The 12,330-nt window shown below is 43.9% G+C and carries 10 protein-coding genes; all 10 read right to left on the bottom strand.

Going from position 1 to position 12,330, the window contains the following annotated elements; genetic code table 11:
* Positions 1 to 13 precede the first annotated feature (13 nt).
* Positions 14 to 1,411, bottom strand: coding sequence for a UDP-N-acetylmuramate--L-alanine ligase (murC, locus tag ACQ76V_RS13015; RefSeq protein ID WP_441000996.1), 1,398 nt, complete (start codon positions 1,409 to 1,411; stop codon positions 14 to 16).
* A 112-nt stretch (positions 1,412 to 1,523) separates the two neighbouring features.
* Positions 1,524 to 2,699 carry an undecaprenyldiphospho-muramoylpentapeptide beta-N-acetylglucosaminyltransferase gene (gene murG, locus ACQ76V_RS13010; RefSeq protein ID WP_441000938.1) on the bottom strand — a complete coding sequence of 392 codons (1,176 nt, stop codon included), beginning with the start codon at positions 2,697 to 2,699 and terminating at the stop codon, positions 1,524 to 1,526.
* On the bottom strand, positions 2,692 to 3,882 hold the full coding sequence (locus ACQ76V_RS13005) for an FtsW/RodA/SpoVE family cell cycle protein (RefSeq protein WP_441000937.1): 1,191 nt from the start codon (positions 3,880 to 3,882) through the stop codon (positions 2,692 to 2,694). The genes murG and ACQ76V_RS13005 overlap by 8 nt, the downstream gene beginning before the upstream one ends.
* A gap of 72 nt (positions 3,883 to 3,954) precedes the next feature.
* A complete protein-coding gene (gene murD, locus ACQ76V_RS13000; RefSeq protein WP_441000936.1) occupies positions 3,955 to 5,322 on the bottom strand; it encodes a UDP-N-acetylmuramoyl-L-alanine--D-glutamate ligase in 1,368 nt (455 codons plus the stop codon).
* On the bottom strand, positions 5,319 to 6,455 hold the full coding sequence (mraY, locus tag ACQ76V_RS12995) for a phospho-N-acetylmuramoyl-pentapeptide-transferase (protein ID WP_441000935.1): 1,137 nt from the start codon (positions 6,453 to 6,455) through the stop codon (positions 5,319 to 5,321). Before mraY ends, murD begins: the two co-directional genes overlap by 4 nt.
* A complete protein-coding gene (locus ACQ76V_RS12990) occupies positions 6,455 to 7,936 on the bottom strand; it encodes a UDP-N-acetylmuramoyl-L-alanyl-D-glutamate--2,6-diaminopimelate ligase (protein ID WP_441000934.1) in 1,482 nt (493 codons plus the stop codon). The genes mraY and ACQ76V_RS12990 overlap by 1 nt, the downstream gene beginning before the upstream one ends.
* Positions 7,933 to 10,098, bottom strand: a complete 2,166-nt coding sequence (locus ACQ76V_RS12985) for a penicillin-binding transpeptidase domain-containing protein (protein ID WP_441000933.1) — start codon at positions 10,096 to 10,098, stop codon at positions 7,933 to 7,935. The genes ACQ76V_RS12990 and ACQ76V_RS12985 overlap by 4 nt, the downstream gene beginning before the upstream one ends.
* A complete protein-coding gene (locus ACQ76V_RS12980) occupies positions 10,099 to 10,509 on the bottom strand; it encodes a hypothetical protein (protein WP_441000932.1) in 411 nt (136 codons plus the stop codon).
* Positions 10,510 to 10,528: 19 nt separating this feature from the next.
* Positions 10,529 to 11,464 (bottom strand): 16S rRNA (cytosine(1402)-N(4))-methyltransferase RsmH, encoded by a 936-nt coding sequence (gene rsmH, locus ACQ76V_RS12975; protein ID WP_441000931.1) that lies wholly within the window; start codon positions 11,462 to 11,464, stop codon positions 10,529 to 10,531.
* Complete coding sequence (mraZ, locus tag ACQ76V_RS12970) at positions 11,451 to 11,921, bottom strand: division/cell wall cluster transcriptional repressor MraZ (RefSeq protein WP_441000930.1); 471 nt, start codon at positions 11,919 to 11,921, stop codon at positions 11,451 to 11,453. Before mraZ ends, rsmH begins: the two co-directional genes overlap by 14 nt.
* Positions 11,922 to 12,330 lie beyond the last annotated feature (409 nt).

Genomic DNA, 12,330 nt, shown 5'->3' with positions numbered 1-12,330 from the left:
TTAAGTTGCTTATTTATTTCAGTTTTGATATTCCTGTTTCCAATGCTTCAACAAATTGTTCGCCGTATTTATAAATATCGCCGGCGCCCATGGTAATGACGACATCACCGGGTTCTACAATTTCTTTCAACTTAGCGGGCAGGTCGGCTTTTTGTTCTACATATTGCACTTTTCGATGTCCGTATTCTTTAGCTACATCAGCAATTAGTTTACCGGTGACTCCTTCAATGGGCTCCTCACGTGACGGATATACATCCGTAATTACACACACTTCGGCATCAAAGAATGAGAGTCCAAATTCCTTGTAAAGTTCTTGGGTTCGGGAATACAGATGTGGCTGAAATACAGCTACTATACGACGATCTTTCCATCCCTGACGTGCTGCATTTAGTGTTGCTTGTACTTCGGTGGGGTGATGGGCATAGTCATCAATCACCATAACGCCGTCATGTTCACTCTTTAATTGGAAACGCCGGAAAACCCCTTCGAATCGTTCGAGCCCGGATTTTATATCTTTGAAATCGATATCCAGTTCGAGCCCCACGGCAACTGCAGCCAGCGCATTTTTTATGTTGTGCTCACCGGGTGCTCGGAGGTTAACTTCACCAAGTTCTTCGCCGTCATTAATGACCGTAAATCTGCTGTTAAAGTGGTCAATATCAATATTAACCGCCCGAATTTTTGCTTGGGGGGTCAGTCCATACGTAGTACTACGGCGTTCAATTTCGGGGATAATGCTTCGTACATTGGGATCGTCCAGGCAAAGTACTACAGAACCGTAAAAGGGAACTTTGTTTGCAAACTCAATAAAGGCCTCTTTTACATCATCGAGGTTGTCATAAATATCCAGGTGTTCGGCCTCGATGTTGGTAATTACCGCCAGTGAAGGCGTAAGACGCAAAAAGGTACGGTCAAATTCATCGGCTTCAACAACGATGATATCACCCTTTCCAACAACGGCGTTGGTTTCGGAAAAACTGTGTACTTTACCGCCTACCATGATAGTCGGATCAAAGCTCCCATCCTGTATTACATGGCCGATCATGGTTGTAGTCGTTGTTTTGCCGTGAGTTCCGGCCACACCAACGCCATATTTCATGCGCATGAGTTCAGCCAGCATTTCGGCGCGTTTAATCACGGGGATGCCCTGGTCCAGTGCAGCTTTGGTTTCAATATTATCTTCTGCCTGTACAGCACTGGTATACACAACCACATCCGTTCCTTCAATATTTTTCGCATCATGACCAATAGAAATTTGTGCTCCGAGCTCCTGTAACCGCTTAATGGTACTACTCATATTGGCATCAGAGCCGGTAATATGATATCCTTTTTGGAGTAATATCTCGGCCATGCCGCTCATGCCGATGCCACCAATCCCAACCATGTGGATATGGCGGGTTCTGCCGAAAATAGGTTGTGTTTGTATTTGTTTACTCATCAAGGTTTAATGGTCTATTTATGGTCATTTCGAGCGTTAGCGAGAAATCTTAGATGTTAAATATTCTACTATTGGCTGATATGACTTAATCAGTAATTTTATTTTCCTTATGAATTAATTCTATAATTACAGTTGCAATTTCTTTGGCAGCATTAGGTCGTGCTAAATCGCTGGCGGATTGACTCATTTTCTTAAGCTGCTGTTCGTTGTGAATAATTTCGTCAACAACATCTGCCAATCTCTTCTTTAACTCGTTATCAGGCACTAATTTTGCGGCACCGGATTCAACCATAGAGCGTGCATTTTTCGTCTGATGGTCACCGGCCACATTAGGTGATGGAACCAAAACACTCGGTTTGCCGGTCAGTGCCAGCTCCGAACAGGAGAGGGCTCCGGCTCTGCTAATTACTAAGTCTGCAGCAGAATAGGCTTTAGCCATATCATTGATAAAATCTTTCAGCCTCAAGCGGTCATAATCTTGACCATCTATATCTCGACGAAGCTTGTCATAATAGCGTTTACCGCATTGCCAAATAATTTGAAGTCCCAAATCGTTATGCAGGGTATCAATATGCTTCTGCATTGCTTCGTTGATGCTCCTGGCTCCACCGCTACCTCCAAGTATTAGTAGCGTTTTTCTTTCACCGCTGAAATCAAAAGTCTTTAAGGCCTCTTTGCGGTTTGTTTGTATTAACGATTTTCGTGTAGGATTGCCGACCATTTTTGTTTTGTCTTCTGGGAAATATTTTTGGGCATCATCAAAAGCGGTAAAAACAAACTCGGCATTTTTCCCCAGCAGGCGGTTTGTTACGCCCGGAAAACTATTTTGCTCTTGGATAGCCAGTGGAATTCCCATTTTTGTTGCTATCCAGCCCACCGGTCCGGCAACATATCCGCCACAAGAAACGACAATATCTGGTTTAAATTTTTTAATGATAGCCAGGCTTTGAACAAGGCTTGAGACTAATTTGACCGGGAATAGTAGATTTTTAATAGTAAGACGTCGATGAAATCCGCTGATCCAGATACTGGTAATGTTATAGCCCGCTTTGGATACCGTCTGCCATTCCATATGATTCTTCGTGCCCACAAACAGAATTTCAGTATTCGTACTGGAATCTCGCAGCGCATCGGCTATGGCAATGGCCGGATACACGTGACCACCAGTACCTCCAGCTGCTATGAGCACTTTCAGAGTACCCATGGCAGCGGAGTCTGGTCCGTCGTGTGATGATATGTTCTTAGCTGCAGCACTATGCATAAAACACCGCTTTTTTACTGCTGTTGTATTTCGAAATATTCATCAGGATACCAACCATGACGCCGGCAAAAAGAATGTTGGTTCCACCATAGCTTACAAAAGGCATTGGCAGACCGGTAATTGGCAGTAACCCGCTGGCAACGCCGGCATTTATAAATCCATACAAAACAATTGTTAGGGTACAACCTACAGCGATGAGCATCCCTAAAATATCTGGAGCATTCTTTGCAATTTTGGCAATGCCCCTGAATAAGATTACGATAAACATGAGAAGGACTATTCCGGATCCTACCAGTCCATATTCTTCGGCGATAATGGCAAAAATGAAATCGTTGTAAGGAGCCGGCAGGAAATTGCGTTGTGTGCTTTTGCCAATCCCAACGCCAAATAGTTCTCCCTTAGCAATGGCAATATGGGCTTGTTGGGCCTGGTATCCCTCTTCGACGTTAAATTTAGTACTGTTTATATCTACAATTTGATCTATATACTGATCGATACGACTTTGTCGTTCTGGGGATTGCCAAACTAAAAAACCGGCTCCTATAGTGCCGATAAATACCAGCGTCATTAACTGCATCATACTAATGCGTCCTACAAGCATGACCAGAAGTGACAGAGAAAAAAGCAATCCGGCACTACTAAAGTCTTCAATACCGATAAGTCCACAGGTGATGACCACCCAAAACATGATGGGTAAAAAAGCCCTCTTAAAATCTTTTATGTATTCCTGTTTTTTCTCTAACAACACAGAAATGTGAATGAGTAATGCTGGTATAGCGAAGGTCGCCGGCTGGAATGAGACACCGCCAATATTTAGTGATCGTCTGGCTCCAAATACTTCATTGCCAAAAACCATGACAGCAATTAAAAGAATCCAACTGAATATTACGCCCAGTCGACTAAACCTGGCCAAAATGTGGTAATCAATTTTTGAAACTATGAGCATGGCCAGAAAAGCAATCCCCACCTTCATGGCATGTCCCGCAACAAGACTACCGGCCGTTGTATGTTTAGCCTCTGCAAAAAAGGCTATAGATGAGTACACCGCCAATACGCCGAATATCATCAATAGGATCACCGAAATCAGCAAGATACGGTCACTGCCCTGCTTGGGTGTATCAATGTCATCCGGGCTGGTGCCCAGTATCGACGAGATGGTTTTATTTGGTGTTGTGTATAGCATAATATCTGTGTTCAGTCTTCGGCTTTCAGCTAACTAATAAAAAGTAGATAGCTGAAAACTCAAGGCTGAGCTTTAAAGTCTGTTTACTGCTTTTTTAAATTCATTTCCTCGATGTTCATAATTGTCGTACATATCAAAAGAGGAGCAAGCCGGACTTAGCAAGACAATCTCTCCGCGCTTGGCTACTCCTTTTGCTGATCGCACTGCATCGTTCATGTTATCGGCGGTTTTAAAATTGGGAACCACGGATTTTAGCTGCTCTTCGATCAATGGTTGAGCTTCACCAATAGCAATAATAGTGTGGACTTTTTCGCGGATCTGATTAACGAGCTCTGAATAGTCATTTCCTTTATCGCGTCCACCCATAATAACAGTTAGAGGTACATCGAAACTGTCCAGCGCGTACCATACGGCATTGATGTTTGTTGCTTTGCTGTCGTTAATGTACTTGACACCGTTCACAGTCCGCACCAGTTCAAGGCGGTGTTCTACACCTTCAAAAGTGCGTAGGCTTTCACGGATAACATCACTTTTAATTTCGGAAGCACGGGCAGCAAGGGCCGTAGCAAGGCCATTACTTAAATTGTGTTGGCCTGAAAGTTTAACATCACGAGTTGGCATGAGTACCTCTTCTTGTTTGTTTATTTTTAAAATGATGTTTTTGTCTCGTACAAAAGCTCCATTCGATCCTGTAAGTTCTTTTTTGATTGAAAAGGGCAGAAGCCGGGGAGCAGTTTCTTTTTTTTTAAGTGAATCTACATGACCGGCAATTGTCGGATCATCGTAGTTATAGATAAACCAGTCATCCCCGGTTTGATTTTCAATAATTCGAAACTTTGATTTTGCATAGTTAGAAAAATCATCGTTATATCGATCGAGATGATCAGCCGAAATATTCAAGAGAACACTTACATGTGGATGGAAGCGATTTATGTGATCGAGTTGAAAACTGCTGACTTCCAACAAAGCTTCAGAATTATGTGATGTTTGTTCCACTTTATCTGAGAATGCATAGCCTATGTTACCAGCCGTAATATGCTTGCGATTAGCTTTTTTCCATGTGTGGTCCAGCCAGTTTGTTACCGTTGTTTTTCCGTTGCTGCCGGTAACTGCTACAATAGAGCTTTTGTTAAACCAGCTGGCAATCTCGATCTCTGAAAATACTTCTTTTCCATGGTTCAGATAGTGCTGGACGAGCGGGGCTTCTGTAGGCACGCCGGGACTTAGGGCTAAAAATGCTCCTTGCTCCGCTTTTTCCGTATGCCCGTTTTCTTCAAAAGCGATGTCCAGTTTTTTGAGTTTTTGTTTTGTGGATTTACTGATCGGGCCGTGGTCTGTGACAAATATATCGGCTCCTTTTCGCTTCAACAGCGATGCCACAGCCAACCCGCTTCGGGCGGCTCCCACAACAACGATATGTTTGTTCTCAACTTCTCTCATCGCAATTTGAGGGTTAAGAGGCTTAGAATTCCAAGGAGCACAGCAACAATCCAGAAGCGAATGACTATTTTAGATTCAGGAAGTCCTTTTTTCTCAAAGTGGTGATGGATGGGGGTCATTAAAAACACGCGTTTCCCCTCTCCATATTTGCGTTTTGTGTATTTGAAATACGTTGTTTGAATGATCACAGAAACGGTCTCGACAAAAAATATTCCGCAGATAATGGGCAGTAGGAGTTCCTTGTGCAGCATTAGAGCCAAAGCTCCGAAAGATCCGCCCAAAGCCAGCGATCCGGTATCCCCCATAAAAACAGAAGCCGGATGTGCGTTGTACCACAAAAAGCCCATGCAGGCTCCTACCAAGGATGCAGCAAATATGGTTAGCTCACCCGCTCCGGGCAGATAAATAATGTCAAGGAAGTCGGAGAAGTCGGTTCGGCCGGATACATAGGCAAAAATGCCGAGGATGAGTCCCGCAATGGCTGATGTGCCGGCCGCAAGGCCGTCAAGGCCGTCGGTCAAGTTTACGGCGTTACTGACAGCTGTAATCACAAAAACCACCATCGGGATATAAATGACCCACCCGAGTGCTTCTCCCAATACGGCGTAATCTATATTTACATTTTTCAGGAATGGCACGGTAGACAGCGTATTAAAATCCTGAAACTCCGGCCAGAAATAGAGGGTAAGTCCCAACAGAAGACCCACAAAAATTTGTCCGGCAATTTTTAATCTGCCGCTTAGGCCCGATTTATCCTTTTTAACTACTTTAATATAATCATCGGCAAAACCCACGATTCCAAGGATGAAAGTGACAAGAATAATCATCCATGTATAGATGCTGTCCATTTTCATCCAAAAAATAGCCGGGATGAGAATAGCCAACAGAATAATTAGGCCTCCCATCGTTGGAGTATGAGCCTTTCCAAGGTGGGTATCCAAGCCGATATCTTCACGGATTACTTCGCGAAGCTGCATTTTTTCGAGCCATTCGATGATACGTCGGCCAATCATTACGCTGATAAACAGCGCCATAGCCGCAGCAATAGCAGCCCGGGTAGTAATAAATTCAAACGCGCCAAAGCCGGGCGGCTGATAGTTCATTTCTAACCAATGTAAGAGTTCGTATAGCATTAGGTATCCTCGTTTTTAGGATTCATATTTCTGTTACCTAATGCTGCCCGGGCAATAGCGCGGTCGTCAAAATCGTGACGTTTCCCCGCAACTTTCTGATATGTTTCGTGCCCTTTACCAGCAATTAAAATCAAGGTATTGTCATTACCCTCAATAATGGCTTGTTCAATAGCTTTTTTTCGATTTGTAATTCTTGTAATGGCTTTAGGATCATCAAACCCTTCCATGATGTCATCAATGATGGCATCGGGATCTTCGTCGCGAGGATTGTCTGAGGTGGCGGTTACTTTATCGGCGTACCGCTCCGCAATGTTGGCCATTTTGGGACGCTTGGTCTTATCCCGATTACCTCCACATCCAAAAACAATATGGAATTGCTGTTGTTCTGCTTTAATATCAGCCAGGGTAGAGGCCACATTTTCCAAAGCGTCCGGGGTGTGGGCGTAGTCTACCAGTACAACGGGATTCCCTTTTTCTCCTGAACCCTTTACGCGTTCCAGCCGACCGGCTGCTCCATTGGAGGATTCCAAAGCCTCTTTCACTTCTTCGCTGTCATACCCCATGGATTGGCAAACCAAAAAGGCTTGGCTCAAATTGTAGGCGTTGAAGGTGCCGACTAACGGACTCTCAACCATAACTTTGCCGATGCGGACAACCAGCCCGTCCATGTTGTTTGAAAGTACCTGGCAATCAACTTTGAGCGCTTTTTTAAAGCTAAAGTCAATAACTTCTGCAGGACAGTCCATTACTATAAAACTGGCTTGGTCGTCATCTCCATTAATGACCGCAGTGGCATCTGGACTTAGGTTATCGAATAATTTCTTTTTTGACTCTGCATACGACTTTAAATCATGATGATAATCCAGATGGTCGTGGCTGAGATTAGTAAAGGCAGCAATCTGAAAGTCAATCCCATTAACTCGCTGCTGATCAAGAGCATGTGATGAAACTTCCATCACCAAGTGTGTTGATCCGGCTTTAACCATTTGAGCCATATCGGCAGCCAATTCAATAGGATCGGAGGTTGTTAGTTTACTTTCTAATTCTTGATTACCGATACGTTTTGCTACCGTGCCCAACAGTGATGGTTTTTTGCCCAGCTTTTGTAGGGTCTGATAAACCAGATTGGCAACAGTTGTTTTACCGTTGGTTCCGGTGATACCAACAAGCGTTAATTTCTTAGCCGGGTTGTCGTAAAATGCCTGTGCCAGTGGTCCGACCAATGATCGGGTATTCGGAACTTCAACAACACAGACCTCTTCATCAGAATAAAATGGTTCTTCACATATAACAATCGAGGCCCCATTGGCAATGGCATCATCAATAAAAGAATGTCCGTCAACCTGAAAACCTTTAATAGCAATAAACACATCACCGGGTTCGACCTTCCTGGAATCTTGACGAAGCATACCAATGCTACTCGGCTCCGGTCCGGAGACGTCAATCGGCTTGCAAAGTGATATAAGTTTATCGAATGTCATTCCGTTGACTTATTTGCTGTCAGTGATTCCAATGGTTTGGCTTTTCCGCGGATGGTAACAGTTCGTCCCTGTTTCATCATATCACCGGGACGAGGGAACTGGGTATATATTGTGCCCGAACCAATAATTTTAGTTTCAAAACCGCGGTTATTGAGCAGTACCATTGCTTTTCGCATGCTCATTCCGCCCACATTGGGGATTGTTGCATATCCATCGGGTAATTCTTGTACTTCTGTTTCAGCAATGGTATTAGAAAGTGTCAGTTCAATTTCGTCGTTAGGTGTTAATTCTGTACCGTTTGCCGGTGTCTGACTGGTAATCCAATCGCCATCCCCCTGAAAGTTGTATGATAGTTGCTGCTTCTGTAACAGGGCTTCTGCATCTTTCTTTGTTAATCCGGTAAGATTGGGAGCGAAGGCCCAGACTTCATCATCTTGCTCCTTTTGCAAAATGTGTTTTTCAATTTCATTGTCTAACCCGGCAATGCGGTTGGCCGTTTCTCTAAAGATAGGCCCCGCAGTAACACCACCGTATGGCGGATAGGTATCTGGATCATCAAGTACAACCAGGCAAACGTATTTGGGATTATCAGCCGGGAATACGCCCACAAATGAAGAGCGATATTCATTGCGATATTGACCATCAATATATTTTTGGGCGGTCCCGGTTTTGCCTACGATAGAAAGTCCTTTAACCTGAGCATATTCCGCTGTTCCAGAATCCGAAACCACATTCTTAAAGATCGGGTATAGTTTATTAATGGTAGATGCTTTAGCAATTTTTCGCACAGGCACTTTATTATTTTTCCGAACAACTTCGTCTTGGCCGTTTGTAATCCTTTCTACCAAATAGGGGCGCATCATTGTTCCGTTGTTGGCAAAAGCAGCATACGCCTGTGCAATCTGAATGGGAGTGGATTGTACTTCATAACCGATCGACATCCAGGGTAGGGTAACCTGGCTCCATTCATAAGGTTTTGGCAGTCGCCCGCTTTCCTCATTAGGAAGATCAATATTTGTAAGTGTGCCAAACCCGAGATTACGAGCATATTGATAAAATGCATCCTTAGACAGACGCATAGCGATTTGGGCCGTAGCCACATTTGATGATTTTTGGATCACCTCAGGAAAGGAAAGCGTTCCTAACGGTTCATGGTCGCGCATCCACTGCCCGTGTATCAGCATTTTGCCGTCATCGGGAGTTTCAAACTGCTCATCAAATTGTATTTTCTCTTGTTCAACAGCTGCTATGGATGTAACAAGTTTAAAAGTAGAGCCGGGCTCGATCATATCCGAGATCGCAAAGTTCCTGCGGTTCGTACTGTTAAGAGAGGCAGGATTGTTGGGATTGAATGTGGGATAATTAGCCATCGCTTTAATGGCTCCTGTTTGAGGATCCATAACAATAGCGGAACCGCTGGTGGATCTGGTTTTGTCAATCCCGGCTTTAAGCTCTTCTTCTACAATAGCTTGAATATGAGAATCAATAGTGGTGTGAAGGGAATAACCTTGTTGCGGTTGCTTTCGAGGTGCACCCAGATAGGCATAGATACGGCCATTACGATCGCGACGAACTTGCTGTACCCCATCTTCCCCACGGAGTTGTTTGTTATATTTTTTTTCAAGGCCTGTCATGCCGTTAAGGTCATGATTTACAAAGCCAAGAGTGTGGGCTGCTAATGTTCCAAAATTGTATTTTCGCTTATATTCTTCTTCAAGAATAACAGCCCGAATATTAAGCTGACGGAGTGCTTGATGGGCTTCAGTGTCGATACTTTTATTTAACACTACATACCTTGACCGGTTGGGGGCCTTGTTGATCTTTTGCTGATAAAATTGTGAAGATTGGCCGGTATATTTAGCCAGCGTGTCGCAGATCTGTGTAATTTGTGAACTGGAAAGTCCCTTAATTTTAGGATCGATAGCAGCTTTATAAACGACACTGTTTGTGGCAAGCAGACTCCCTTCTTGACCATAGATATTACCACGCTGTGCAGGGATGGAGATATAGTCGATGGCCTGTTCATTCCAGAGGTTGCGAAGCTCATCGCCCTCTATAAAGTTGACACGGACCAGCTGTAGTCCAATGGCACAGGGTACCAATAGGACCAGACCAAAAACCATAAACATCCGATTCAGTATGGCAGAACGAGTATTTTTCATCTACTTTTCCACCTCAATTACTTTTTCAGCCGGTCCGCCGTTAATGAAACCAGCATTTTGGGCATTTTCATAAATTTTGGCGGGACCAATCATTCGATCATAAATAAGTTTATAGTCGGTATGCATACGTTCAACGCGATTATATTCAGCCTCAAGCTGATTGACTTCGCGCAATAATTGCTGGGTTGCAAATACATGGTTGAGATAAAGAATACCCAACACTCCAAGCGCAATCGCACCAATAATCACTTTCCAGGGTTTCAACTTGGGAAGGGATATTCCCTTTTTCTTCTTGGATGAAACATTGGTTCGTTTATTACCGCTATTACCATTAATAAGGATACGATTTGAGGAGCGCGACGACTTTTTATTCTTCGTTCGTCGATTTTGCTTAACCTTATCTTTTTTCATCGGAGATTTTATCAGCATATTACACCTCCGGTGGACTTATTTTCTGGGCAACGCGCATCTTTGCACTTCGTGAAGCGGGATTGCGCTCGATCTCTTCTTCTGTAGGACGAATAATACCGCCTGATATTTCTTCTATGGGAGACAGCGGGTTACCGTAAAAATCTTTTTCGATTTTTCCCTCGTGATTACCGGCTTTAAAAAACTTTTTGACGATCCGATCTTCCAGCGAATGGTAGCTGATAGCCACAATGCGCCCGTTTTCTTTTAGCACATCAAGGGATTGTTCCAATACCTTTCTGAGCATGTCCAGTTCACGATTAACCTCTATGCGTATGCCCTGGAAAACGCGAGCCACACTTTTTATCTGGTATTGACCTTTTACGACGGCCTCAACGGCGTTTCGGAGTTCAGTAGTGGTTTCAATCGGCCGTCTGTCAATAATTTTACGTGCAATCTTGCGACTGTTACGTTCTTCTCCATAATGATAGATGACATCGCGCAGATCTTCGTAGGAGTATTCATTTACTACTTGGTATGCTGTTATTCCGCGCAAGTTGCTCATGCGCATATCGAGCGGACCTTCTTCCTGAAACGTGAATCCACGTTCGGCTTCTTTTATTTGATGGGTAGATACGCCCAGGTCAAGAAGGATTCCGGCTACCTCTCCGTGGAGTTCTGGGGGTAATAGCCTGGAGAGGTAACCGAAATTTCCTTTTATGGAAGAAAATCGTTTGTCGTCGCCGATGCGTGCATTTGCTGCCGCAAGGGCTTCGTCATCCTGATCGATACCAATAAGTTGAGCGTCGTCATTTAGGTGAGATAACAATGCCAGGCTGTGTCCGCCACCGCCTAAAGTCGCATCGATATAGATCCCGCTGGCATCCGTAATTAAGTAGTCTACGGATTCTTCCAGCAGTACCGGCTGATGCTCATGATATGTATCATTGTTCGTCATTATGGTTGTCATTGTCACCCATCACGCGCTCAAAAAGTTCTTGGTACGATTCAAAATCGAGGCCGGAGTCAATTTCATCCAGTTTTTCGGGCGACCATATTTCAATGCGTTCGCCGCTACCGATGAAAATGGCTTTGCCATCAATGCCGGCCCAATCAGTTAATTGTGAAGGGAGAGGAATGCGATTCTGATTATCCAAGTTAACATCTTCGGCGAAACGCAAGAAATTACGTTTTACCGTGCGACCCTCTTTGGTAAAGCTGTTGATCTGGGAGAGCTGATCCTCTACTTTCTGCCATTCATCTTCTGGGTACAGATAAAGGCAGGGTTCAAGACCTCTTAATATAGTAAAACGCTCTTGTGCCTGGGGGTTAAGGGTTTTACGTAGTTTAGCCGGGAAGCTAACGCGTCCTTTGTTATCAACACTATGTTCGTATTGACCCTTAAAGCTTGGCATATGGTCCCCAGAATTAACAGCAAATGTTATCGAATTCGATAAGTGGATTTAGAACTCCCACATTCTCCCACTTCACTCCACAATGTACCCCGAAAGGATGTAATTTGTCAAGCATTTATTAAAGAAAGATTTGAGAGGAGATTATTTTGGAAGATGAAAGTAAGAAATGAAATGAGAGAAACGTCTCTTACTTAATGTAAAGGCGTTTTTAATAGTCTGTAAAGGAGTGAATATCAAAATTACAGAAAGTGGGGAAAAGTGTGGTAGAGTGTGGGAGAAATTATGAGTGGGCTCAAAAATTGGCATTAGAAAGCAAGACGAAGTGTCGTAATGGGTATGTAAACTGAACTCTGTCCGGGCTGCTTATTTTTCGTGGTTACGGGTTAAATCCAACGGCAATCGATCGCCA

The sequence above is a fragment of the Fodinibius sp. SL11 genome (genome assembly GCF_052060035.1).
Lineage (GTDB): Bacteria > Bacteroidota > Rhodothermia > Balneolales > Balneolaceae > Fodinibius.
Note: the sequence above shows the minus strand (reverse complement) of the source record. Positions and strands in the feature narration are given on the sequence as shown.

What these genes read in the sequence shown, in the direction of transcription:
- ACQ76V_RS12985 (WP_441000933.1), bottom strand. Translation starts at nt 10,098, where the DNA reads ATGAAAAATACTCGTTCTGCCATACTGAATCGGATGTTTATGGTTTTT.
- rsmH (WP_441000931.1), bottom strand. Translation starts at nt 11,464, where the DNA reads ATGACGAACAATGATACATATCATGAGCATCAGCCGGTACTGCTGGAA.
- ACQ76V_RS13005 (WP_441000937.1), bottom strand. Translation starts at nt 3,882, where the DNA reads ATGCTATACACAACACCAAATAAAACCATCTCGTCGATACTGGGCACC.
- ACQ76V_RS12980 (WP_441000932.1), bottom strand. Translation starts at nt 10,509, where the DNA reads ATGAAAAAAGATAAGGTTAAGCAAAATCGACGAACGAAGAATAAAAAG.
- mraY (WP_441000935.1), bottom strand. Translation starts at nt 6,455, where the DNA reads ATGCTATACGAACTCTTACATTGGTTAGAAATGAACTATCAGCCGCCC.
- mraZ (WP_441000930.1), bottom strand. Translation starts at nt 11,921, where the DNA reads ATGCCAAGCTTTAAGGGTCAATACGAACATAGTGTTGATAACAAAGGA.
- ACQ76V_RS12990 (WP_441000934.1), bottom strand. Translation starts at nt 7,936, where the DNA reads ATGACATTCGATAAACTTATATCACTTTGCAAGCCGATTGACGTCTCC.
- murD (WP_441000936.1), bottom strand. Translation starts at nt 5,322, where the DNA reads ATGAGAGAAGTTGAGAACAAACATATCGTTGTTGTGGGAGCCGCCCGA.
- murG (WP_441000938.1), bottom strand. Translation starts at nt 2,699, where the DNA reads ATGCATAGTGCTGCAGCTAAGAACATATCATCACACGACGGACCAGAC.